We start from the raw sequence: 24,117 nt of genomic DNA on the forward strand, positions 1-24,117 counted from the left end.
GACCCGCCGGAGGGCGGGGGCCGCGTGTGCGGGGGCGTCGCTCAGCCCGCGGCCCAGGCGTAGCGGTGCTCGGGGCGGCCCGTCTCCCCGTACCGCAGGGTCAGCCGGACCTTGCCGGTGCGCTCCAGCAGCTTCAGGTAGCGCTGCGCCGTCTGCCGGCTCATCCCCGCGCTGTCCGCGACCTCCTGGGCGGAGAGCGGCCCGCCGGCGCCGCGCAGGGCCTGGCGGACCAGCTCGGCGGTGGTGGGGGAGTGGCCCTTGGGGAGGTCCGGCTCCCCGGTCGCCCACAGCGCGCCGAAGAGCCGGTCCACCTCCGCCTGCTCCGCCTCCCCGCCGCCGTCGAGCGTGCGCCGCAGGGCCGCGTACGCCTCCAGCTTCGCGCGCAGGCCCGCGTACGTGAACGGCTTCACCAGGTAGTGGAGCGCCCCGTGCCGCATCGCGTCCTGCACGGTGGCGACGTCCCGCGCGGCGGTCACCATGATCACGTCCACCTGCCGGCCGAGACGCCGCAGCTCCCGTACGACGGAGAGGCCGTCGCGGTCGGGCAGGTAGTGGTCGAGCAGGACCAGGTCGACGGGGACGCCCTCCACCGCCGCCAGCGCCTCGGCCGCCGAGTGGGCCCGCGCGGCCACCCGGAAGCCGGGCGACTTGTCGACGTACGCCGCGTTGATCCCCGCCACCCGCACGTCGTCGTCCACGATCAGGACCTCGATCACCGCTCGCCTCCCGCCGGGACCGCACGCACGGGGGGCGGTGGGTCCGGCTCGCCGCTCGCGGCCGCGGCGGGCTCCGCCAGCGCCTCGGGGAGCACGACCGTGAACACCGCCCCGCCGCCCTCCGCGTCCGCGACCGCCACGCTGCCCCCGTGGCGCTCCGCGAGCCGCCGCACCAGCGCCAGCCCGAGGCCGCGCCTGCCGTGCGCCGGGACCTCCTTGGTGGACCAGCCCTCCGTGAAGATCGACGCCTGCTGCCCCGGCGGGACGCCGGGACCGCTGTCGCGCACCCGCAGCACCACCGTACGGTCCTCCGTCCGCAGGCCGACCTCGACGAGCGCCCCGGTCGACCCGGCCGCCGCGTCCATGGCGTTGTCGACGAGGTTCCCGACCACGGTGACCAGGCCGCGGGGGTCGACCACCCGGTCCGGCAGCAGTGAGCCGCCCGCCACGCGCAGCGCGACGCCGCGCTCCGCGGCGACCGCCGCCTTGCCGACCAGGAGGGCGGCCAGCAGCGGGTCCCGGACCTTCTCGGCGACCTGCTCCGCCGTCGCCCGGTGCACGCCCACCACCTCCGTGACGAACTCCATCGCGTCCTCGTGCATCTCCAGCTCCAGCAGCCCCAGCAGGGTGTGCAGCCGGTTCGCGTGCTCGTGGTCCTGGGCGCGCAGGGCGTCGATCAGCCCCGTGGTGGAGTCGAGTTCGCGGCCGAGGCGCTCCAGCTCGGTCCGGTCGCGCAGGGTGACCACGGCCCCGCCGTCGTCGGTGGGCATCCGGTTGGCCAGGAGCACCCGGTTGCCCCGTACGGCCAGCAGGTCGTCGCCGACCACCCGCCCGGCGAGGACGTCCGCCGTCCGGCCGCCGTCCAGCACCTCCTCCAGCGGGCGGCCCGCCGCCTCCGGGCCGAGCCCGAGCAGCCGTTGCGCCTCGTCGTTGAGCAGCCGGACGCGGCCCGCCGCGTCGAGGGCGACGACCCCTTCGCGGATGCCGTGCAGCATGGCCTCGCGCTCGGCCAGCAGCGCGGCGATGTCGGAGAACGCCAGGTCATGGGTCTGACGCTGGAGCCGGCGGGAGATCAGACAGGCGGCGAGCGCGCCGACGGCCAGGGCTCCGCCCGCGTACGCCAGCAGCCCCGGTATCGCCGCGAGGAGCCGGGCGCGGACGCTGTCGTAGGCGATGCCCACCGACACCGCGCCGACCACCTCGCCGGAGGGGCCGAGGAGCGGGACCTTGCCCCGCGCGGAACGGCCGAGCGTCCCGCTGTCGATCTCCATCACCTCCCGGCCGCTCAGGGCGGCTTCGGGGTCGGTGGAGACGACTCCGCCGATCCGGCAGGGCTCGGGGTGCGACCACCGAACCCCCCGCCGGTCCATGACGACGACGTACTCTGCGCCGGTGGCCCGGCGGACCCCTTCGGCCGCCGCCTGGACGGGGCCGTGCCCGGACGGGGCCGTGGTGCGCAGGCCGGTGGCGATGCCCGGCTGGGCGGCGGTGCTCTGGGCGATGGCCAGCGCGCGGCGCATCGCCTGGTCGTCCAGTTGGGCCCCGAGGGGGGCCAGGAACAGGCCGGTGACCAGCACGGTGACGCCGGTGACGACGGCCAGTTGCATCAGCAGGACCTGCGAGAAGACCCGTCGCGGCCGGCCGAACCGGCGCGGGCCCCGGACGGCGGCCGAGGCGGTGCTCATCCGGGGAGCGGTGGACGGCCGGGCGGCGGGGGCGGGACCACGCCCCCGCGCTCCGCCCGCGGGCCCGGCCCGCCGTCGGGCGCGGGCAGCGGCCGAGGCGGGCGGGGGCCGGTGTACTGCCCGCTGGGGCGGATGCGCAGGGGGCTCTCGGCGTACTCCTCCAGCGCGTGGGCGATCCAGCCCGCCGTGCGGGACACCGCGAACACGGTCTCGCCCGCGTCCGCCGGCATCCCCCGCGCGACGGACAGGACGGCCAGGGCCAGGTCGACGTTGGCGTGCAGCGGGGCGTGGCGCGCGGCGGCGGCGACCGTCTCGCGCGCCGCCGCCAGCGCCCCGGCCGCCTCCGGCACGTCCTCCAGCAGGGTGAACAGGGCCGTCGCCCGCGGGTCCTCGCCCCGGTACAGCCGGTGGCCCAGGCCCGGCACCGGGCGTCCGGCCCGCACATGGTCGGCCACCACGGGCACCGCGCTGCCCCGGTCCACCGCCTCCCGCAGCATCCGGTGGGCCGCCCCGCTCGCCGCCCCGTGGAGCGGCCCCTCCAGGACGCCGAGGCCCGCGGAGACCACGGCGTAGGGGTGGGCGCGGGCGGAGGCGGCGACCCTGGCGGCCAGGGTGGAGGCCGCCAGGTCGTGGTCGACCAGGAGTGCCAGCGCCGCGTCCAGCACGGCGAGGGAGGGGGCGTCCGCCGGCAGCGGGGTGAGCCGCGACCACAGCGCGTGCGCCATGGGGGCGGGCCCGCCGTCCTCCTCGGCGGACGGGCCGCCGAGCACCGGCAGTGCGCCCACCAGCGTGGGGATCAGACCGCGCGCGCTGTCCAGCACGGCCCGCGGCGCGAGGTCGAACCGCAGCGGGTCCGTGACCGCGGCGGCGGTCACCGCCACCCGCAACCGGTCCGTGGAGCCGCTGTGCGCGGGCAGCGCGCCCACCGCCCGGCGGGCCGCCGCGAGGGCCTCGGCGGGCGCGGTGAAGCGCGCGCCGGGACGGGGGGTCCCCGTCCACAGCCACTCGGCGACCTCCTCGTAACCGTGCCGCAGGGCCAGCTCCACGGCGTCGACCCCGCGGAAGCAGTAGCGGTCCGCCTCGATGAGCGTGAGGCCGGTCCGGAAGACGAGGCCGCCTCCGGCGCTCTGGTGGGCCTCGCGCCGTCCCGAGCGCCGGGCCAGTGCCCGCACCTCGTCGGCGTCGAACGTGCTGCCCCGCCCGCCGGGGGCCCGTGCGCTGGTCAACTGGCCGCGGCTGACGTAGGCGTACACCGTCTCCGGCTTCACGCCCAGCAGGTCGGCCGCCTCCCGTGTGGTGAGCCGGAGGCCGGCAGGAGCACCGGGGGCTGGTTGATCCGTCATGGCGACCACCGTATCCACCCCGCGTCCATGGTCAGCCGCCGGTTTCCTCGGATTGACATTGATTCAATCAATATTGACAGTCATTCAGTCAAGCATGGACAGTCGTATCAATATCCTGTGGAGGAAAGAGAGCACGGCCATGACCACCACCCCTGCCGCCCCCCGCGGCCTCGCCGGCGTCGTCGTCACCGACACCGCCCTCGGGGATGTCCGAGGCCGCGAGGGCTTCTACCACTACCGCCAGTACTCGGCGATCGAGCTGGCCCGCACCCGCCCCTTCGAGGACGTGTGGCACCTGATGTTCCACGGCGAGCTGCCCGACCGGGCGGCCGCCGCCGACTTCGCCGCCCGTACGGCGTCGCTGCGCGCGCTGCCCGCCGAGGTCCGCGATGCGCTGCCCGCCATCGCCCGCGCCGGGGCCGCCTCCGGGCCGCTCGCCGGACTGCGCACCGCGCTGTCCCTGCTCGGGGCGTCGGCCGGCTTCCGCCCGGTGTACGACATCGGGGCCGAGCGCCGACGGGAGGACGCCCTGGCCGTCTGCGCGGCCGTCCCGACGATCCTCACCGCGCTGCACCGCCTGGGCGAGGGCCTGGATCCGGTCGAGCCCCGCGAGGACCTGGCCTTCGCCGCCAACTACCTCTACATGCTGACCGGGTCGGAGCCCGAGCCCGCACGGGTCCGGGCCGTCGAGCGCTACCTCGTCTCGACCGTCGACCACGGCTTCAACGCCTCGACCTTCACCGCCAGGGTCGTCGCCTCCACCGGGGCCGACCTGGCCGCCTGTCTCGTGGCCGCCGTCGGCGCCCTCTCCGGACCGCTGCACGGGGGAGCGCCCAGCCGGGCCCTGGACACCCTCGACGCCATCGGCCGGCCCGACCGCATCGACGGCTGGATCCGCGAACAGGTCCTCTCCGGGCGCCGCATCATGGGCTTCGGCCACCCCGTCTACCGCACCGAGGACCCGCGCTCACGGATGCTCAGGACCCTCGCCGAGGACTTCGGCGGACCGCTCGTCGCCTTCGCCGTGGAGGTGGAGCGGCGGGTGGAGGCCATCCTCGCCGAGCTGAAGCCGGGCCGTGAGCTCCACACCAACGTCGAGTTCTACGCCGGAGTGGTCATGGAGCTGTGCGGGCTGCCGCGCCCGATGTTCACCCCCACCTTCTGCGCCGCGCGGATGATCGGCTGGAGCGCCAATATCCTGGAGCAGGCGGAGGACTCGAAGATCATCCGCCCGGCGGCCCGCTATGTCGGCCCACCCCCGCCGCAGCCGGTCCCGGCACCCTGACGACGCCCCCAGGAAGGCCCCCCCGTTGACCCCGCCCCGCACCCCGCAGATCCCGGTCGTCGTCCTGGCGGGCTTCCTCGGATCAGGCAAGACCACCCTCCTCAACCACCTGCTCCGCAACCGGGAGGGCACCCGGATCGGGGTGGTCGTCAACGACTTCGGGGCCATCGAGATCGACGCCATGACCGTCTCGGGGCAGGTCGGCTCGACGGTCTCGCTGGGCAACGGCTGCCTGTGCTGCGCGGTCGACGCGAGCGAGCTCGACGCCTTCCTGGAGACGTTGACCCGGCCCTCCGCCCGGCTCGACGTGATCGTCATCGAGGCGAGCGGCCTGGCCGAGCCGCAGGAGCTCGTGCGCATGGTGCTGGCCAGCGACGATCCGCGCATCCAGTACGGCGGACTCGTCGAGGTCGTCGACGCGGCGGAGTTCGGCCGCACCCGCGAGCGGCACCCGGAGATCGACCGCCATCTCGCCGTCGCGGACCTCGTCGTCCTGAACAAGACCGACCGGATCGGGGCGGCGGAGCACGACGAGCTGCGGGCGCGGGTGGGGGCGCTGTGCGGCCCGGCCGCCGTCGTCTCCGCCACGCACGGCCGGATCGATCCCGCGCTGCTCTTCGACCCGGCCCTGCGCCCCGACCACGAGGAGAAGACCCGTCAGCTCACCTTCGAGGACCTGCTGCGCGAGGCGGAGTGCGACGGCGGGGGAGCGGGCGACGAGGGGAGCGCGGCGCATCGGGAGCACCTGCACGCGGCGTACGAGAGCGTCGACTTCACCTCGGACGTGCCGCTGGACCCCCGCCGCTTCATGGCCTTCCTCGACTCCCGGCCCGAAGGGCTCTACCGGATCAAGGGGTTCGCCGACTTCGGGGCGGGGGACCCGGCGAACGCGTACGCCCTCCACGCGGTCGGGAGGTTCCTGCGGTTCGTCCCGCGGCCGTGGGCGCGGGACGAACCGCGGCTGAGCCGGCTCGTCCTGATCGGCGCGGGCATCGACGCCGGGGCGCTGCGGGCCGCCCTGGCCGGCTGCCTCGCCGACGCCGACGCGTCCGAGACCGATGCCGACACGCTGCCGGACCCGTCGGCCGGATCGCCGGACGCCCCGTACGCGGCGGAGCGCGCCATGTGGGGCGTGCTCCGCTACGTACGGGAGGCGGAGCCCGCTCCGGACGCGGACGCCGTACGGGAGGAGGAGGAGGCGGCCGCGGAGGCGTGAGGCCCCCGGACCGCCCCGCGCGTACCGCCTACACCGGACCGGCGATGACGGCCACCGGCTGGTGCAGCGGCGTGCCCGAGCCGTCGCGCCGCGGGTCCGGCTCGGGCAGCTCGGCCGGAGCGCCGTTCTTCTGGGCGGCCCTGGCCGGGGTGGCCCCGGCCCAGGCGAACACCAGGACGTCCTCCCCCTTGAGGAACCGCTGGCAGCGCACCCCGCCGGTCGCCCGGCCCTTGCGCGGATACTGGTCGAACGGGGTGAGCTTGCACGTCAGCGCCGAGTCGTCCAGCGTCCCGTGCGAGCCGGCCACCGTGAACACGACCGCGTCCGACGCCGGGTCCACCGCCGTGAACGACAGCACCTCGGACCCGGCCGTCAGCTTCACGCCCGCCATGCCTCCGGCGGGCCGCCCCTGCGGGCGCACCTGGGCCGCCGGATAGCGCAGCAACTGGGCGTCGGAGGTGATGAAGACCAGGTCCTCCTCGCCCGTGCGCAGCTCGGTCGCGCCCACGATGCGGTCACCGTCCTTGAGGGTGATGACCTCCAGCTCGTCCTTGTTGGCCGGATAGTCCGGCGCGACGCGCTTCACCACGCCCTGGAGCGTGCCGATCGCCAGGCCCGGCGAGGACTCGTCGAGGGTGGTCAGGCAGATCAGCTCCTCGTCCGGCTCCAGGCTGAGGAACTCGGCGATCGGCGCCCCGCCCGAGAGGTTCGGCTCGGCGTGGGTGTCCGGCAACTGCGGCAGGTCGATCACCGAGAGCCGCAGCAGCCGGCCCGCTGAGGTCACCGCCCCGACGTCGCCGCGGGCCGTCGCCGCGACCGCCGAGACGATCACGTCGTGCTTCGTCCGCCGGGCGTCCTCGGAGACCTCTACCGGGTCGGCGTTGGCCGTCCGGGCCAGCAGGCCCGTCGAGGAGAGCAGCACCCGGCACGGGTCGTCCGCCACCTCCAGCGGCACCGAGGCGATCTGCGAACCGGCCGACTCCAGCAGCACCGTGCGCCGGTCCGTGCCGAACTTCTTCGCCACCGCGGCCAGCTCCGAGGAGACCAGCTTGCGCAGCTCCGCGTCCGACTCCAGGATCGCGGTCAGCGCCTCGATCTCGCCGTTGAGCCGGTCCCGCTCGCCCTCCAGCTCGATCCGGTCGAACCGGGTGAGCCGGCGCAGCGGGGTGTCCAGGATGTACTGCGTCTGGGTCTCGCTGAGCGAGAAGTGCGCCATCAGGCGCTCCTTCGCCTGCGCCGAGTTGTCGCTGTCCCGGATGATCCGGATGACCTCGTCGATGTCGAGCAGCGCGACGATCAGGCCCTCGACCAGGTGCAGCCGGTCGCGGCGCTTGGTGCGGCGGAACTCGCTGCGCCGGCGCACCACCTCGAAGCGGTGGTCGAGGTAGACCTCCAGCAGCTCCTTGAGGCCGAGGGTGAGCGGCTGGCCGTCGACCAGCGCCACGTTGTTGATGCCGAAGGACTCCTCCATCGGCGTCAGCTTGTAGAGCTGCTCCAGCACCGCTTCGGGGACGAAGCCGTTCTTCACCTCGATGACCAGGCGCAGTCCGTGCGACCGGTCGGTGAGGTCCTTGACGTCCGCGATGCCCTGGAGCTTCTTGGCCGAGACCAGGTCCTTGATCTTGGCGATCACCTTCTCCGGGCCCACGGTGAAGGGCAGTTCGGTGACGACGAGGCCCTTGCGGCGGGCGGTCACGTTCTCCACGGCGACGGTGGCGCGGATCTTGAACGAGCCGCGGCCCGCCGTGTACGCGTCCTTGATGCCGGAGAGTCCGACGATGCGCCCGCCGGTGGGCAGGTCGGGGCCGGGGACGAAGCGCATCAGCGTCTCGACGTCGGCGCCCGGATGCTTGATCAGGTGCCGGGCGGCGGCGATGACCTCGCCCAGGTTGTGCGGGGGCATGTTCGTCGCCATGCCCACGGCGATCCCGGACACCCCGTTGACCAGGAGGTTGGGGTAGGCGGCCGGGAGGACGACCGGCTCGCGCTCCTGACCGTCGTAGTTCGACTGGAAATCGACGGTGTCCTCGTCGATCGCCTCGGTCATCAGCGAGGTGGCGTCGGCCATCCGGCACTCGGTGTAACGCATCGCCGCCGGCGGGTCGTCGTTGCCCAGGGAGCCGAAGTTGCCGTGGCCGTCGACCAGGGGCAGCCGCATCGAGAACGGCTGCGCCATCCGCACCAGGGCGTCGTAGATCGAGGCGTCGCCGTGCGGGTGCAGCTTGCCCATCACCTCGCCGACGACGCGGGCGCACTTCACGTAGCCGCGGTCGGGGCGCAGCCCCATCTCGTTCATCTGGGACACGATGCGGCGGTGCACCGGCTTCATGCCGTCACGGGCGTCGGGCAGGGCCCTGGAGTAGATCACCGAGTACGCGTACTCGAGGAAGGAGCCCTGCATTTCGTCGACGACGTCGATGTCGAGGATCTTCTCCTCGAAGTCGTCCGGCGGCGGGGTCTTCGTGCTACGGCGGGCCATCGCGGCTGCGACTCCTTCACGGATTCTGTTCGGGCGACCTGAGCTTGTTCGAGGTGACACGAGCTGGCGACACGAGCTGCTGACGCGGTCCATTGTGGACCGCCGCACTGACAGCGCGGACCTCGACCCGTCCGAAGCGGGCCGCGGGGACCCGCCCGCGACACCATCGACGGAAACATCGGCCGAACGGGAACTTCGCCAGGCGCCGGTGCGCTTGCCTAGAGTGGCAGGTCTGGCAGAAAGTCCAGCATCGCGATCGAAGGGACGTACATGCCCATGGGTCACACGGCCACCGCACAGGCCGGCTCCGGCGGCTTGACAGCGACCGAGCACCGCCTGGCCAACGGCCTGCGTGTGGTGCTCTCCGAGGACCATCTGACCCCGGTCGCCGCGGTCTGCCTCTGGTACGACGTCGGGTCGCGCCACGAGGTCGCGGGACGCACCGGCCTGGCGCACCTCTTCGAGCACCTGATGTTCCAGGGCTCGGGCCAGGTCAAGGGGAACGGCCACTTCGAGCTGGTCCAGGGGGCCGGGGGCTCGCTCAACGGGACCACCAGCTTCGAGCGGACCAACTACTTCGAGACCATGCCCACCCACCAGGTGGAGCTGGCGCTCTGGCTGGAGGCCGACCGCATGGGCTCCCTCCTCGCCGCTCTCGACGAGGAGTCCATGGAGAACCAGCGCGACGTCGTCAAGAACGAACGACGCCAGCGCTACGACAACGTGCCCTACGGCACCGCGTTCGAGAAGCTGACCGCCCTCGCCTACCCCGAGGGCCACCCCTACCACCACACCCCGATCGGCTCCATGGCCGACCTGGACGCGGCCACCCTGGAGGACGCCCGCGCGTTCTTCCGTACGTACTACGCGCCCAACAACGCGGTGCTCTCGGTGGTCGGCGACATCGACCCCGAGCAGACGCTCGCGTGGATCGAGAAGTACTTCGGCTCCATCCCGGCCCACGACGGCAAGCAGCCCCCGCGCGACGGCGCCCTGCCCGAGACCATCGGCGAGCAGTTGCGCGAAGTGGTCCACGAGGAGGTCCCGGCGCGTGCGCTGATGGCCGCCTACCGGCTGCCGCACGACGGCACCCGCGCCTGCGACGCCGCGGACCTCGCGCTGACCGTGCTGGGCGGCGGCGAGTCCTCGCGGCTGCACAACCGCCTGGTCCGCCGCGACCGTACGGCGGTCGCGGCCGGCTTCGGCCTGCTGCGGCTGGCCGGAGCGCCCTCGCTGGGCTGGCTGGACGTGAAGACGTCCGGCGGCGTCGAGGTGGAGCAGATCGAGGCCGCGGTCGACGAGGAGCTGGCCCGGTTCGCGGCCGAGGGGCCCACCCCCGAGGAGATGGAGCGGGCCCAGGCGCAGTTGGAGCGCGAGTGGCTGGACCGGCTCGGCACGGTCGCCGGGCGCGCCGACGAACTGTGCCGCTACGCGGTCCTGTTCGGCGACCCGCAGCTCGCCCTGAGCGCCGTCGGCCGCGTGCTGGACGTCACGGCGGACGAGGTGCGCGCGGCCGCCGCGGCGGCCCTGCGCCCCGACAACCGCGCGGTGCTGGTGTACGAGCCGATCGAGCCGTCCGACGAGGCCGCCGACGGCGCCGACGCCCACGAGGGGGCGGCCAAGTGAGCGACGCCGCCGTGACTGGAGTAGCCATGCAGTTCCACCCGCAGCCCACCGCCGGCACGGCCCGCCCCTGGGCCTTCCCGGCGCCCGAGCGCGGCGCCCTGCCCAACGGGCTGACCGTGCTGCGCTGCCACCGCCCCGGCCAGCAGGTCATCGCGGTGGAGATCTTCCTGCACGCGCCCCTGGACGCCGAGCCCGAGGGCCTGGACGGCGTGGCCACGATCATGTCGCGGGCGCTCTCGGAGGGCACGGACAAGCACAGCGCCGAGGAGTTCGCCGCCGAGCTGGAGCGCTGCGGCGCGACCCTCGACGCGCACGCCGACCACCCCGGCGTCCGGGTCTCCCTGGAGGTCCCGGCCTCCCGGCTGGCGAAGGCCCTCGGGCTGGTCGCCGAGGCGCTGCGGGCCCCGGCCTTCACCGAGAGCGAGATCGAGCGCCTCGTCGGCAACCGGCTGGACGAGATCCCGCACGAGCAGGCCAACCCCTCCCGCCGCGCCGCCAAGCAGCTCTCCAAGGAGCTGTTCCCGGCCACCGCGCGGATGTCCCGTCCGCGCCTGGGCACCGAGGAGACGGTCCGGCGGATCGACGCGGCCGCGGTGCGCGCGTTCTACGACGCCCACGTCCGCCCGTCCACCGCGACGGCCGTGATCGTCGGCGACCTCACCGGCATCGACCTCGACGCCCTGCTCGCCGACACCCTCGGCGACTGGTCGGGCGACGCGGGCCGGGAGTACCCGGTCGCGCCCATCACCGCCGACGACACCGGCCGGGTGGTCATCGTGGACCGTCCGGGCGCGGTCCAGACCCAACTGCTGATCGGCCGCATCGGCCCGGACCGGCACGAGAGCGTGTGGCCCGCGCAGGTGCTCGGCACGTACTGCCTGGGCGGCACGCTCACCTCCCGGCTGGACCGGGTGCTGCGCGAGGAGAAGGGCTACACCTACGGGGTGCGCGCCTTCGCCCAGGTGCTGCGTTCCAGCGGCCCCGACGCGGGCGGCGCGGCCATGCTCGCGATCAGCGGCTCGGTGGACACGGAGTCCACCGGTCCGGCGCTGGAGGACCTGTGGAAGGTCCTGCGCACGCTGGCGGCCGAAGGGCTGACCGACGCCGAGCGCGAGACGGCCGTGCAGAATCTGGTGGGCGTCGCCCCGCTGAAGTTCGAGACCGCCGCCTCCGTCGCGAGCACGCTGGCCGACCAGGTCGAGCAGCACCTCCCCGACGACTACCAGGCCCGCCTCTACGCCCGGTTGGCGGAGACGGGCACCGTGGAGGCGACCGCCGCGGTGGTCAGCGCCTTCCCGGTGGACCGGCTGGTCACGGTCCTGGTGGGGGACGCGGCGCGGATCGCGGAGCCCGTGAAGGCCCTCAGCATCGGAGAGGTCTCCGTCGTCACCGGCTGACACCTCGGCGCATCCGGACGAGGAGGACCCCGGCGGACGAGAGTCCGCCGGGTTCCTCCCCTTTGCCCGATACGGGCGCTCTGTTGGATTTCGCGGAGAAGAGGGTGTTCCGCCCTGTGGGATGTGCGACAAATCGTCTGATCGGCTTGGCGTCGGGAAGCCGTCCGGCTTAGCGTCGGCTCCGCTGTCCGTCACCCGTATGCCGCAGCCGCGGCGCCGGGCAGTCATCGCCGAGTCCCCGTCAGGCGCGAGCCTGGGGAGCCGGGGACCCACACAGTCCCTGGGGTGAATCGGAGGCCGCGCCCGGATGGGGGCGGTGTCCGTAGGAGACCTTCCTGCTCCGAACCCGTCAGCTAACCCGGTAGGCGAGAAGGAAGGAAAGGATTCAGCCCCTCCATGGCGTTCACCCGTCCTGCCGGGAAGCACCGCGCCTCCAGCCGCCTCGCCCGCCGGGGCGCCCGGGCGGCCGGCATCGCGGCTCTGGCCGGCACCGGGGTCATCGGCTCGCTGGCCTCCCCGGCCCTCGCCGCGGACACCGAGACCCCCGGCGCGGCCGACACCGGCCTCACCCAGGCCATCGCCCTCGACGCCTCCCTCGCCGAGCAGATCGACGCCCAGGCGCAGGCGCAGCAGGAGCAGGCCGAGGCGAGGGCCAAGGCCGCCGCCCGGGCGAAGGCCAAGGCGGAGGCCCGACGCAAGGCCGAGGCCCGCGCCGCGGAGATCCGCGAGGAGAAGGCCCGCGCCGCCCGCGCCGCCGAGCGCGCCCGGCTCAACGCCTTCCACCTCCCGGTCGCCGGAAGCCACGTCACCACCGGCTACCGGTCCGGCGGTTCGCTCTGGTCCTCCGGCAGCCACTCCGGCGTGGACTTCCTCGCCCCCTCCGGCAGCTCCGTCGTCGCGGTCGGCGCCGGGACGGTCGTCGAGGCCGGCTGGGGCGGCGCGTACGGCAACAACATCGTGCTCCGGATGGCGGACGGCACGTACACCCAGTACGGCCACCTCTCCTCGATCGGCGTCTTCGTCGGCCAGAGCGTCGCTTCCGGCCAGCAGATCGGGCTCTCCGGCTCCACCGGCAACTCCACGGGCCCGCACCTGCACTTCGAGGCCCGGACCAGCCCCGCCTACGGCTCCGACATGGACCCCGTCGGCTATCTGCGCGCCCACGGCCTGAGCCTCTGACCCACCGGGTCCGCACGGCCCCGCACCCCGCCACCGCGCGGCGGTGCGGGGCCGTCCGCGTACCGTCCGCGACCCGCCGCGCCCGCCCGAGCCCGGCGGGGCCCGGTCGACCCGCCCGCGCCGCATCGAGCCCGGCGGGTCCCCGGCCGATCCGTCCGCGCCGCGCCGCGCCCGGCGGGTCCCCGGCCGATCCGTCCGCGCCGCGCCGCGCCCGGCGGGGCACCGGTCGACCCGCCCGTATCGCGCCGAGTCCGGAGGATCCCCGGCCGACCCGTCGCGCGCCGCTCGAACCCGAGCCAGGGCGTGCACCCGAGCCCACCGCCGACCGTCGCGCCCACCGCCCCTCCGAGGGCACCCGGCCCACCACCCGCCACCCGCCGCGGACGACGCGATCCGCGAGCGCCCGCCCGCCGCCGACGCGGGAACGCGAAAGAGCCGCGGCCCGGTGAGGGGCCGCGGCTCTCGCGCGACAGGAACTCCGACCCGCTCGATCGCGGGGGCCGACCGGGCCGGAGGAGCGGACCCGGCGTGCCGGGCCCGGCGGGTCAGACGGTCTCGGGAAGCTCTTCCAGACCCTCGGCCACCAGCTTCGCCAGCCGGTCCAGAGCGGCCTCGGCGCCGTCCGCGTCGGAGGCGAGCACGATCTCCTCGCCGCCCTGCGCGCCCAGGCCGAGCACGGCGAGCATGGAGGCGGCGTTGACGGGGTCGCCGTCGGCCTTGGCGATGGTCACCGGGACGCCGGACGCCGTGGCGGCACGGACGAAGATGGAAGCGGGGCGGGCGTGCAGGCCCTCGGCCCAACCGACGTTTACGCGGCGCTCAGCCATGGTTCTGCCCTTCACATATCAACGGTTGTCTAGACCAGTCTCTCATGCAGTGCGCGGTGCTGTGCCCGGCCTCCAGCCCGCCCCCGCCGCGGCCGCCCGCGGGTGGGGCTCCCCAGCCTGCCCCGGCTCCACCCGGTCCGCGACCGGGGTGTCCGCCGTAGGCTGGGGCCCATGCAGCCCACGCCGGAGCAGAGTCCGCATCACGCGTACCCCGACCACTGGGAAGCGGACGTGGTGCTCCGCGACGGGGGCACCGCGCGCATCAGGCCCATCACCACGGACGACGCCGAACGACTGGTCAGCTTTTACGAGCAGGTGTCCGACGAGTCGAAGTACTACCGGTTCTTCGCCCCGTACCCCCGGCTGTCCGACCGGGACGTGCACCGCTTCACCCATCACGACTACGTCGACCGGGTGGGGCTGGCCGTCACCATCGGCGGCGAGTTCATCGGGACCGTCCGCTACGACCGCATCGACGACCGGGGCCGCCCCGCCTCCGCCCCCGCCGACGCGGCCGAGGTCGCCTTCCTCGTCCAGGACGACCACCAGGGCCGCGGGGTCGCCTCGGCGCTGCTCGAACACATCGCCGCCGTCGCCCGCGAGCGCGGCATCCGGCGCTTCGCCGCCGAGGTGCTCCCCGCCAACACCAAGATGATCAAGGTGTTCCGCGACGCCGGGTACACCCAGCGCCGCAGTTTCGAGGACGGCTCCGTCCACCTCACCCTCGACCTCGAACCCACCGAGGAGTCCCTGGCCGTCCAGCGCGGCCGCGAGCAGCGCGCCGAGGCCCGCTCGGTGCAGCGCCTCCTGGCCCCCGGCTCCGTGGCGGTCATCGGCGCCGGGCGCGCCCCCGGCGGCGTCGGCCGCACCGTCCTGCGCAACCTCCTCGCCGCCGGCTACACCGGCCGGGCGTACGCCGTGAACCGGGCCTTCGACGCGGGCACGACGACCCTCGACGGGGTGCCCGCCCACCGCTCGCTCGGCGAGATCGACGAGCGGGTCGACCTCGCCGTCGTCGCCGTCCCCGCCCACCGGGTGCCCGAGGCCGTCGCCGACTGCGGGGAGCACGGCGTCCAGGGCCTCGTCGTCCTCTCCGCCGGATACGCCGAGCGCGGCGCCGAGGGCCGCGAGCTCCAGCGCGAACTGGTCCGCCAGGCCCGCTCGTACGGCATGAGGATCATCGGGCCGAACGCCTTCGGCATCATCAACACCGCCGAGGCCGTCCGGCTGAACGCCTCCCTCGCCCCCGAGTCGCCCGCCCGCGGCCGGATCGGCCTGTTCACCCAGTCCGGCGCGATCGGCATCGCCCTGCTCTCCGGCCTCCACCGGCGCGGGGCGGGCCTGTCCTCGTTCATCTCGGCGGGCAACCGGGCCGACGTCTCCGGCAACGACTTCCTCCAGTACTCCTTCGAGGACCCGGACACCGACGTCGCCCTGCTCTACCTCGAATCCATCGGCAACCCCCGCAAGTTCACCCGCCTCGCCCGCCGCACCGCCGCCGTCAAACCCGTCGTCGTGGTCAAGGGGGCCCGGCACAGCGGCTCCACCCCGCCCGGCCACGCGGTTCCCGTCAGCCGCATCCCCGACGCCACCGTCTCCGCCCTGATGCGCCAGGCCGGCGTCATCCGCGTCGACACGGTGACCGAGATGGTCGACGCCGGGCTCCTGCTGGCGGACCAGCCCCTCCCGGCCGGTCCCCGCGTCGCGATCCTCGGCAACTCCGAGTCCCTCGGCCTGCTCACCTACGACGCCTGCCTCGCCGAGGGGCTGCGCCCGCGCCCGCCGCGCGACCTCACCACCGCCGCCTCCCCCCGCGACTTCCGCGACGCCCTCGCCGAGGCGCTGGCCGACGCGGCCTGCGACGCCGTGATCGTCACGGCCATCCCGTGGGTCGGCGAGGACGGGGAGGCCGAGACCGGCGACGGCGAGGTGCTGGCCGCCGCCCTGAGCAAGGCCGCCGCGGGCGGCCCGGCCAAGCCCGTGGCCGTCGTCCACGTCGAGATCGGCGGCCTCGCGGAGGCGCTTGCCGCCGCCGCCGGCACCGCCGCCCCGCGCCCCCGCCCCACCCCGCCCCCGCCCGTCCGGGCGGCCGGGGCGGCGCCGGAGGACCGCCCCGAGGAGGCCGACGCCGAACAGCCCGGCCGCCCCGGCCGCATTCCCGCGTACCCGGCCGCCGAACGCGCGGTGCGCGCCCTCGCCGAGGCCGTGAAGTACGCCCAGTGGAGGCGTCAGGCGGCCGCGCCCGGCAAGGTCCCCGAATTCCTCGACGACACCATCGACGAGCCCGGCGCCGCCGCCCTGATCGAGGCCCAGCTCGCCACCGCCCCCGGCCCGCGCGGCCGGCCCCTCGCCTCCGACGAGGCCCGCGAACTGCTCGGCCGCTACGGCATCGCCGTCCGGCGCGCGGCGCCCGCCCCGGACCCCGAGGCGGCCGTCGCAGCGGCCGCCTCGCTCGGCTACCCGGTGGCGCTGAAGACCACCGCGCCCCACCTGCGCCACCGGGCCGACCTCGGCGGGGTCCGCCTCGACCTCGCCGACGAGGAGGCGCTGCGCCGGGCGTACGGAGAGCTGACCGACCTCCTCGGCGCCCCCGCCGAACTGCTCCCCGTCGTCCAGGCGATGGCCCCGCGCGGCGTGGACACCGTCGTACGGGCCTCCATCGACGCGGCCGCCGGAGCCGTCCTCTCCTTCGGCCTGGCGGGCGCCCCCTCCGAACTGCTGGGCGACACCGCCCACCGGCTGGTTCCGGCGACCGACCGCGACGCCGCCGAGCTGGTCCGGTCGATCAGGGCGGCCCCGGTGCTGTTCGGCTGGCGCGGCGCGGCCCCGGTCGACACGGCGGCGCTCGAAGAGCTGTTGCTGAGGCTGTCCCGGCTGGTCGACGACCACCCCGAGGTGGTGTCCGTCGCCCTCGAACCGGTCGTGGTGGCCCCGCACGGCCTGACCGTGCTGAGCGCGAGCGTCCGGCTCGCCCCGCCGCCCGCCCGCGGCGACCTCGGCCCCCGCCGCCTCCCGAACTACTGACGGCGGCCCCGCGGCCGGAAGCGGACGCCCCGCACCCGTCCGCCGGGGCGTCCCCGGCAGTCACCGGCCCGCCGTAGGATGGTGCTCATGGCAAAGACCGGTACGACGACCCAGGGGCTGCGCGCGGCGATCGAGCGCAGCGGCTACTACCCGGCCCTCGTGGCCGAGGCGGTGGAGGCCGCCGTCGGCGGGGAGCCGGTCGCTTCGTACCTGGTGCACCAGGAGACCACCTTCGACTCCAACGAGGTGCGCCGCCATGTGACGGTCCTCGTCCTGACGGAGCAGCGGTTCATCGTCAGCCACACCGACGAACAGGCCGCCGACACCAGCTCGCCCACCCCGTACGCCACCACCTCCACCGAGTCGGTCAAGCTCGACCGCATCTCCTCCGTCGTGGTCAGCCGGGTGGTGGCCAACCCGGAGAAGTACGTTCCGGGCGCCCTGCCCCGCGAGGTCGTCCTCACCATCGGCTGGGGCGCCGTCTCCCGGATCGACCTGGAGCCCGCCGCCTGCGGCGACTCCGCCTGCGACGCCGACCACGGCTACACCGGCAGCTCCACCGCCGACGACCTGAGCCTGCGGGTCAGCGAGGCCGGCGACGGCCCCGACACGGTCCGCCAGACCCTCGCCTTCGCCCAGGCGCTCTCCGAGGCCACGGCCGCCACCGAGGCGACCGGCCGCTGATGGCCCAGCCCGACTGGCACGACCCCGACCCGCTGCCGCTGGACACCGCGCCCGTGCCCGAGTACGGCGGGGGCTCCCTCGCGGACCTGCTGCCGACGCTCGTCGCCGGACAGGAGGTGCCCGGCTTCTCCGCCGCGATCCCCGAACTGGCCCCGGCCGACCGCAACTGCGTCTTCCTGATCGACGGCCTCGGCTGGGAGCAGATCACCGCCCACCCCGACGAGGCGCCCTTCCTGCACTCCCTGCTGCCGACCTCGCGCGGCGGCACCGGCCGCCCGCTCACCGCCGGTTTCCCCTCCACCACGGCGACCTCGCTCGCCTCGGTCGGCACGGGGCTGCCGCCCGGCGAGCACGGCCTGCCCGGCTACACCGTGCGCGACCCGGAGTCCGGCGCGCTGATGAACCAGCTCCGCTGGCAGCCGTGGACCGAGCCGAAGGTGTGGCAGCCCCACCCCACCGTCTTCCAGCTCGCCGACGCCGCGGGCGTGAGCACCGCGCAGGTCTCCGCGCCGACGTTCGAGCGCACCCCGCTCACCAAGGTCGCGCTCAGCGGCGGCTCCTTCCTGGGCCGGCTCTCCGGCGAGGACCGGATGGACGTCGCCGCCCAGCGCCTCGCCGCCGGCGACCGCTCCCTCGTGTACACGTACTACAGCGAGGTCGACGCCAGGGGCCACCGCTTCGGCGTGGACTCCGACGCCTGGCGCGGCCAGCTCATGTACGTCGACGGGCTCGCCCGCCGGCTCGCCGAGCAGCTCCCGCCCCGCTCGGCGCTCTACATCACCGCCGACCACGGCATGATCGACATCCCGTTCGACGAGCGGTCCCGGATCGACTTCGACGAGGACTGGGAGCTGAGCGCGGGCGTCGCCCTCCTCGGCGGCGAGGGGCGCGCCCGCCACGTCTACGCCCATCCCGGCGCGCAGGCCGACGTCCTGGCCGTCTGGCGCGAGGTGCTCGGCGAGCAGTTCTGGGTGGCGAGCCGGGACGAGGCGATCGCGGCGGGCTGGTTCGGGCCGCGGATCGACGAGCGGGTGTACGGCCGGATCGGCGACGTCGTCGCCGCGGCCCACGACGACGTGATCATCACCGCCTCGGTCAACGAGCCGCACGAGTCGGCGATGGCCGGCGTGCACGGCTCCCTGACCCCCGTGGAACAGCTCGTGCCGCTCCTCGAAGTACGCTCGTAACCGCCCCCGCCCGACCGTCCCTCCCTGTGAAAGGTGCTCGACCCCTCATGCCCGAGTTGGTGTTCTTCTCCGGAACCATGGACTGCGGAAAGAGCACGCTGGCCCTCCAGATCGGCCACAACCGCTCGGCGCGCGGCCTCCAGGGCGTGATCTTCACGCGGGACGACCGCGCCGGGGAGGGCAAGCTCTCCTCCCGTCTCGGCCTGGTCACCGACGCCGTCGAGGCGGAGGAGGGCATGGACCTCTACGCGCACATCGTCGACCGGGTCAGCCGCGGCGGCCGGGTCGACTACGTGATCGTGGACGAGGCGCAGTTCCTCGCCCCGGCCCAGATCGACCAGCTCGCGCGGGTCGTCGACGACCTCGGGCTCGACGTCTTCGCCTTCGGCATCACCACGGACTTCCGCACGAAGCTGTTCCCCGGCTCCCAGCGCCTGATCGAGCTGGCCGACCGCATCGAGGCCCTCCAGGTGGAGGCGTTGTGCTGGTGCGGCGCCCGCGCCACGCACAACGCCCGCACGGTGGACGGCCGGATGGTCGTGGAGGGCGCGCAGGTGGTGGTCGGCGACGTCAACCGCCAGGCCGGCGAGGTCGGTTACGAGGTGCTGTGCCGCCGCCACCACCGCCGCCGGGCGACCGCCCGGACGGCCGGCGCCGGCAGCCTGTCCCCGGACGTCCTGCCGGTCGCCGCCGAAGGCTGAGGGCGAGACCGCCTCACTCCCCGGAGGTCCGGACGACGGTGAACACGGCTCCCTCCGGGTCCGCGACCGTCGCCGCCCGGCCGCCGGCCCCCTCGCGCGGCGGCTGCACGACGCGTCCGCCCAGCTCCACCACGCGCGCCGCGGCCGCGTCCGGGTCGGCGACCTCGAAGTGGGTCATCCAGTGCGGCCCCCGGTCGCGCGGCAGGGCGGTGCCGACCCCGTGGAGGGCCGCCACCGGCCTGCCCTCCACCAGCAGGGTCTGGTAGTCGAAGTCGGCCGAGACCACCGCCTCCGTCGCGTAGCCGAAGACCGTCTGGTAGAACTTCGCCACCGTCGAGGTCTCCTGGGTCACCAGCTCGTTCCAGACGGGGGTGCCGGGGATGCCGGCCGTCATGGTGCCGCTGTGCTCCGCGCCCTGCCAGACGCCGAAGACCGCCCCGCTCGGGTCCGAGGCGATGGCGAGCCGTCCGGCCTCGCCCGCGTCCAGCGGGCCGACCGCCACCGTCCCCCCGCAGGCGCGGATCACCTCCGCGGTCGCGTCGGCGTCGTCGCTCGCCAGATAGGTGGTCCAGGCGATCGGGAGGTGCCGCTCGGGCGCCAACTGCCCGATGCCCGCGACCTCCTTCCCGTGCAGCAGCCCGCGGACGTAGGGGCCCAGTTGGTCGGGGCCGGGCCGGAACTCCCAGCCGAACAGGGCTTCGTAGAACCGCTGGGTCGTGGTCAGGCCGTGCACGATCAGACTCACCCAGCAAGGTGTTCCGGGCGTGCGCCGAGCGGCAGCCTCGGTCATCGTCGTATCTCTCCTCGGACCGTTGTGGTGGCCGTACGGGGTCCGGGACGCCTACGGCGCCGCCGGTCGGGACGTGGTCCCCGTGCCCCGTGCCGATGCTCGCACCACACGACGCGTGAGGCGCTCCGGCCGCGCCGCGTTCCGCGGGTTCTCGACCGGCCGGGGCCGTTTCGTTATGGGATGTCCGCCCCGGCGCTGTTACGGACGCCGCGGTCTCTGCGCGAGGATGGCCCGCATGAAGCCCATCATCACCGCATCCGCGTGTGCGAGCGAGTCGGCCGGACCGCGGCCGCCGGTGCTCCTGGACGTCCGCTGGCAGCTCGGCGGGGCGCACGGCCGCCCCGACTACGAGGCCGGCCACCTGCCCGGTGCGGTCTTCGTCGACCTCGACACGGAGCTGGCCGGACCGGCGGGCAGCGGCGGCCGCCACCCCCTGCCGGACCCGGAGGACTTCGGCGCCGTGATGCGCCGCGCCGGGGTCGGCCGGGAGACCCCGGTCGTGGTGTACGACGGCGGGCAGGGATGGGCCGCCGCGCGCGCCTGGTGGCTGCTGCGCTGGACGGGGCATCCGGACGTACGGGTGCTGGACGGCGGCCTCGCCGCGTGGACGGGCGAGCTCTCCACCGAGATCCCGCACCCCGTCGAGGGGGATTTCCGGCCGAAGCCGGGGGCCATGCCCACGCTGGACGCGGACGGCGCGGCGGCGTTCGCCCGGTCGGGTCTGCTGCTCGACGCGCGGGCGGCGGAGCGCTACCGGGGCGACGTGGAGCCGATCGACCGCGTCGGCGGCCACATCCCCGGCGCCGTCTCCGCGCCGACCGCCGAGAACGTCGACGAGCGCGGCCGCTACCTCCCCGCCGAGCGGCTCGCCGCACGCTTCGCGGCGCTCGGGGCGGAGCGGAGCGCCGAGGGGGTGGGCGTCTACTGCGGGTCGGGGGTCTCCGGCGCCCACGAGGTGCTGGCCCTGGAGATCGCGGGGTTCCGGGGCGTGCTGTACCCCGGCTCCTGGTCCGAGTGGTCCTCGGACCCGGCCCGACCGGTCGCCACGGGGCCCGAGCCCCGCTGAGCCCGCCGGCCGGACGGCGGCGAGGGGCCCGTACGCGGTCGCGTACGGGCCCCTCACCCACCGGTCGTCGCTCTCCGGTCAGTCCTGCTTCTTCCGGCGGGTGCCGAAGACGATCTCGTCCCAGCTCGGCACGGCGGCCCGGCGACCGGGGCGGACCCCGTCCGCCTCGGCCTGGCGGTCGGTGGTCCCGGTCAGCCGGTCCCGGTGGCCGGCCACGGCCTTGGGCATGAGCACGTCCGCGTACGCGGACCCGGCGCCGGCCGACGCGGCGGCCGCCGGCGGCTCGTCCGCCTCCTCCTCGTCCAACGCCGGTTCGAGCGCGGGGGGCTCGGGCGACGAGAGCCGATCGGGCACGACCATGTCGCCGCGGAAGCTCGGCACCGCCTCCAGCAGGCTGGTCAGCGAGTCCCGCTCACCGGCCGAGGCGCCGCCCGTGTACTCCTCGGGCTCGACCGGGGCCGGGGCGGGGCGCTCGATCTGCCGGTCCAGGGCGCGGTCCAGCGGCCGGTCGCGCGGCAGCCGGGCGATCCGGGGGACGAACGGGAAGCTGGGCTCGGGCGCTGCGACGTCGTCGGTCTCGCCGATCAGCGAGCGCGCCTCGTCGTCCACGGCCTGGACCAGCCGCCGGGGCGGGTCGTACGTCCAGCTCGCCGAGTGCGGTTCGCCCGCGACCCGGTAGACCAGCAGGACCTCCCAGGTGCCGTCGTCGCGGCGCCACGAGTCCCACTGGACGGTCTCCTTGTCGGCCCCGCGCAGCGGCAGGCGCTCCTGCACCGCCTCGCCGAGCTGGGGGCCGGTGTTCTCGCCGGGACGGCGCACGGGGGTCTTCCGGGCCCGCTCGGCCATGAAGGCGCGCTCCGCGAGCACGGGGCCCTCGAAACGGCGTACACGGTCGACGGGGATGCCCGCGAACTGGGCGACCTCCTCCGCGGAGGCTCCGGCCCTTATGCGGGCCTGGATGTCGCGGGGCCGGAGGTGGCTCTCCACCTCGATCTCGATCTGGCCGAGCCGGGCGCGGTCGTTGCGGACCGCGGCGCGCAGCCGCTCATCGATCGGAAGCGTGTACTCCGTGCTGTCCGCAGCCTTGAGCACCAGTCGTGTGCCGTCGTTGGAGACGGCCACGACACGCAGTTCGGGCATGGGGACCTCCCGGGTGGTGCCTGCCGACGTCACGTGCGTCGCTGCTTCCGCTAGTCGAGTGTGACCTGCCCGGGTGCAGCCTGCCACAACCTTGCCGAGTTGCCCGCGTGTCGGGCGCTCGCCCTGGAACGCCGCCATGACACGATATCCCTTGCATCCCAAAGTGACCGATTTGGCCGCTCTGTGCAGCAAGCTCCCGTGCGATGCCGTGGCGCCGCCGGTTCGAGTGCCGCCGTCGGCCCCCTTCCGTAGCCGCGGACTCCCACGTGGGAGACCGCCCCAGGGCTCGTCACAGTACTCCATTCGGGCCACCGGGGTGGAGCGGCGCGCCGCTGGACTTGCCGCGGGGCGCGGGAGTCGGGTTACCCAGTTCTCCCTGGAAGGGCCCCGGTGCGTGGCGTCCTTCACACAATCACCTGAAACGGAACTATCTGCTTCGCTCATTTGTCCCTTCCTGTTGCATGGTGGGAGAGATGTCAAGCAGAGGCTGGTAACAGTGCAGAAGCCGGAGAGCGACCCGGAAACCAAGGAAAGGCGTATAGATCTGAGCCTGCCCCAGGTGGCGGGCAGCGCCGTGGCGGCAGTCGCGGCCGCCGTGCTGGCGTCCCAGTTGGGCGTGTACGGCACGATCGCCGGAGCCGGCGTGATGAGCGTCGTCGCCACCTGCGGAGGCTCCGTCTTCCAGCACTTCTTCCGCCGCACCGGCGAGCAGATCCGCGAAGTGACGGTCCAGGTGACCCACCCGGAGGGCCGCCAGGTGACGGTGCACACCAAGGAGCGGCGGCCCGCGCGGCGTTCGGAGGCCGAACCGGCGGACCACGCCACCGCGGTGCTCCCGACGGTGGCCGCGGACGCCGCGCGGCCGGGGGAGCGGGCCGAGGACGCCGACGCCACGCAGATGCCGTCCCTCGCCGCGGACGCCGCTCCCGCGGAGCGGCCGGGGCCCGAGGCCGACCGGACGCGGATGCGGGAGCTCGCCGACCGCACGCAGCTCCTGGACCTGGGAGACGCGCGGACCCGGATGCTGCGGGCCCCGTCGGCAGGGGTTGGAGCGGACCGTACGCAGGCGCTGCCGCGAGTCCGGCCCGCCGAGGGGGCCGACGAGGAGGCGTTCACCGCCGGCGTCACGCACGGCACCCGGCTGCGCGGCTGGAAGCGCCCCGCGCTCGCGGCCGCCGGGGTCTTCGCCGTGTCGATGGCGGGGATCACCGCCTACGAGGCGATCTCCGACACCCAGCTCGGCGGCGGCCAGGGCACCACCATCAGCTCCGTCGTCCGCGGCGGCGGCGATCGGCCCCCGGCGCCGGCGACGCCGGACCCGACCCCCGCCGAGGACGACGGGCGGGACGGCGGCCGGAGCGAGGAGCCGCGCACCCCCGGAGACGGGACCGGTTCGGCGCCCGCCACGCGCCCGGACGGCGGCGCCACCCGCGGCCCGGCCCCCGACACCGGCCGGACGCCGGGCACCGGGCCCGCGCCGACGCCCTCGGCGTCCGGCGGCGGGGGGACCGCGCCGACCGCACCCGTCCCGCCCGCCTCCCCGACGCCCGGCGAGGGCGCGAGCGAGCCCTCCGCCCCCGCCCCGACCGGCGGCGGCCCCGCACCGGGCGAGCAGGCCCCGCCCGGCACCGGGACCCCGTGAGGCGGAAGCCCCCCGTGCGAAGGCGGCGGAACAGGCGTGGGGGGGGGGGGGGGGGGGGGGGGGGGGGGGGGGGGGGGGGGGGGGGGGGGGGGGGGGGGGGGGGGGGGGGGGGGGGGGGGGGGGGGGGGGG

Annotated in this window: 18 protein-coding genes and 1 riboswitch; of the genes, 11 read left to right on the forward strand and 7 right to left on the reverse strand. The window is 75.0% G+C overall.

Annotated elements, in window-relative coordinates; genetic code table 11:
* Window positions 1-41: 41 nt before the first annotated feature.
* The 3 genes from ACZ6EJ_RS21420 to ACZ6EJ_RS21430 are packed head-to-tail and all read right to left on the reverse strand — an operon-like array spanning window position 42 to window position 3,744.
* The gene (locus ACZ6EJ_RS21420; RefSeq protein ID WP_469269174.1) at window positions 42-716 is read right to left on the reverse strand and encodes a response regulator; all 675 of its coding nucleotides are present in this window, start codon (window positions 714-716) and stop codon (window positions 42-44) included.
* Complete coding sequence (locus ACZ6EJ_RS21425) at window positions 713-2,401, reverse strand: sensor histidine kinase (protein ID WP_469269176.1); 1,689 nt, start codon at window positions 2,399-2,401, stop codon at window positions 713-715. Before ACZ6EJ_RS21425 ends, ACZ6EJ_RS21420 begins: the two co-directional genes overlap by 4 nt.
* Window positions 2,398-3,744: a citrate/2-methylcitrate synthase gene (locus ACZ6EJ_RS21430; RefSeq protein ID WP_469269178.1), complete on the reverse strand. Its 1,347-nt coding sequence runs from the start codon at window positions 3,742-3,744 to the stop codon at window positions 2,398-2,400. Before ACZ6EJ_RS21430 ends, ACZ6EJ_RS21425 begins: the two co-directional genes overlap by 4 nt.
* Window positions 3,745-3,883: 139 nt before the next feature.
* Here ACZ6EJ_RS21430 and ACZ6EJ_RS21435 point away from each other — a divergent pair, with 139 nt between their 5' ends.
* Both ACZ6EJ_RS21435 and ACZ6EJ_RS21440 read left to right on the forward strand, forming a co-directional pair.
* Window positions 3,884-5,029 carry a citrate synthase gene (locus ACZ6EJ_RS21435; protein ID WP_469269180.1) on the forward strand — a complete coding sequence of 382 codons (1,146 nt, stop codon included), beginning with the start codon at window positions 3,884-3,886 and terminating at the stop codon, window positions 5,027-5,029.
* 25 nt (window positions 5,030-5,054) lie between these two features.
* Window positions 5,055-6,245, forward strand: coding sequence for a CobW family GTP-binding protein (locus ACZ6EJ_RS21440; RefSeq protein ID WP_469269181.1), 1,191 nt, complete (start codon window positions 5,055-5,057; stop codon window positions 6,243-6,245).
* 28 nt (window positions 6,246-6,273) lie between these two features.
* Here the strand turns inward: ACZ6EJ_RS21440 and ACZ6EJ_RS21445 are convergent, their stop codons facing one another.
* Window positions 6,274-8,724, reverse strand: a complete 2,451-nt coding sequence (locus ACZ6EJ_RS21445; RefSeq protein ID WP_469269183.1) for a DNA gyrase/topoisomerase IV subunit A — start codon at window positions 8,722-8,724, stop codon at window positions 6,274-6,276.
* A gap of 270 nt (window positions 8,725-8,994) precedes the next feature.
* On the opposite strand from ACZ6EJ_RS21445, the gene ACZ6EJ_RS21450 reads away from it, so the two are divergent.
* From ACZ6EJ_RS21450 to ACZ6EJ_RS21460, 3 genes are all read left to right on the forward strand, one after another.
* The gene (locus ACZ6EJ_RS21450; protein WP_469269184.1) at window positions 8,995-10,350 is read left to right on the forward strand and encodes a M16 family metallopeptidase; all 1,356 of its coding nucleotides are present in this window, start codon (window positions 8,995-8,997) and stop codon (window positions 10,348-10,350) included.
* Between the two features lie 26 nt (window positions 10,351-10,376).
* Window positions 10,377-11,747 (forward strand): M16 family metallopeptidase, encoded by a 1,371-nt coding sequence (locus ACZ6EJ_RS21455; protein WP_469269199.1) that lies wholly within the window; start codon window positions 10,377-10,379, stop codon window positions 11,745-11,747.
* Between the two features lie 218 nt (window positions 11,748-11,965).
* A riboswitch (cyclic di-AMP (ydaO/yuaA leader) is annotated at window positions 11,966-12,129 on the forward strand.
* 14 nt (window positions 12,130-12,143) lie between these two features.
* Window positions 12,144-12,926, forward strand: a complete 783-nt coding sequence (locus ACZ6EJ_RS21460; protein ID WP_469269186.1) for a M23 family metallopeptidase — start codon at window positions 12,144-12,146, stop codon at window positions 12,924-12,926.
* 545 nt (window positions 12,927-13,471) lie between these two features.
* Here ACZ6EJ_RS21460 and ACZ6EJ_RS21465 read toward each other — a convergent pair.
* Window positions 13,472-13,753, reverse strand: coding sequence for an HPr family phosphocarrier protein (locus tag ACZ6EJ_RS21465; protein WP_469269187.1), 282 nt, complete (start codon window positions 13,751-13,753; stop codon window positions 13,472-13,474).
* 171 nt (window positions 13,754-13,924) lie between these two features.
* Here ACZ6EJ_RS21465 and ACZ6EJ_RS21470 point away from each other — a divergent pair, with 171 nt between their 5' ends.
* The 4 genes from ACZ6EJ_RS21470 (at window position 13,925) to ACZ6EJ_RS21485 (ending at window position 19,349) form a co-directional block, all read left to right on the forward strand.
* Window positions 13,925-16,777, forward strand: coding sequence for a bifunctional acetate--CoA ligase family protein/GNAT family N-acetyltransferase (locus ACZ6EJ_RS21470; RefSeq protein ID WP_469269188.1), 2,853 nt, complete (start codon window positions 13,925-13,927; stop codon window positions 16,775-16,777).
* Between the two features lie 87 nt (window positions 16,778-16,864).
* Complete coding sequence (locus tag ACZ6EJ_RS21475) at window positions 16,865-17,461, forward strand: DUF5998 family protein (protein WP_469269189.1); 597 nt, start codon at window positions 16,865-16,867, stop codon at window positions 17,459-17,461.
* A complete protein-coding gene (locus ACZ6EJ_RS21480) occupies window positions 17,461-18,648 on the forward strand; it encodes an alkaline phosphatase family protein (RefSeq protein ID WP_469269190.1) in 1,188 nt (395 codons plus the stop codon). The genes ACZ6EJ_RS21475 and ACZ6EJ_RS21480 overlap by 1 nt, the downstream gene beginning before the upstream one ends.
* Window positions 18,649-18,695: 47 nt before the next feature.
* Window positions 18,696-19,349 carry a thymidine kinase gene (locus ACZ6EJ_RS21485; protein ID WP_469269191.1) on the forward strand — a complete coding sequence of 218 codons (654 nt, stop codon included), beginning with the start codon at window positions 18,696-18,698 and terminating at the stop codon, window positions 19,347-19,349.
* Between the two features lie 13 nt (window positions 19,350-19,362).
* On the opposite strand, the gene ACZ6EJ_RS21490 is transcribed toward ACZ6EJ_RS21485, so the two are convergent.
* Window positions 19,363-20,139: a VOC family protein gene (locus ACZ6EJ_RS21490; protein ID WP_469269192.1), complete on the reverse strand. Its 777-nt coding sequence runs from the start codon at window positions 20,137-20,139 to the stop codon at window positions 19,363-19,365.
* A gap of 235 nt (window positions 20,140-20,374) precedes the next feature.
* On the opposite strand from ACZ6EJ_RS21490, the gene ACZ6EJ_RS21495 reads away from it, so the two are divergent.
* Window positions 20,375-21,205, forward strand: a complete 831-nt coding sequence (locus ACZ6EJ_RS21495; RefSeq protein WP_469269194.1) for a sulfurtransferase — start codon at window positions 20,375-20,377, stop codon at window positions 21,203-21,205.
* Between the two features lie 78 nt (window positions 21,206-21,283).
* Here ACZ6EJ_RS21495 and sepH read toward each other — a convergent pair whose 3' ends face one another.
* Entirely contained in the window at window positions 21,284-22,345 is a 1,062-nt protein-coding gene (sepH, locus tag ACZ6EJ_RS21500) for a septation protein SepH (protein ID WP_469269196.1), read from the reverse strand.
* 496 nt (window positions 22,346-22,841) lie between these two features.
* Here sepH and ACZ6EJ_RS21505 point away from each other — a divergent pair, with 496 nt between their 5' ends.
* Window positions 22,842-23,987, forward strand: coding sequence for a hypothetical protein (locus ACZ6EJ_RS21505; RefSeq protein WP_469269198.1), 1,146 nt, complete (start codon window positions 22,842-22,844; stop codon window positions 23,985-23,987).
* The last annotated feature ends 130 nt before the right edge of the window (window positions 23,988-24,117 follow it).

The organism is Streptomyces sp. NPDC041970 (genome assembly GCF_055588985.1).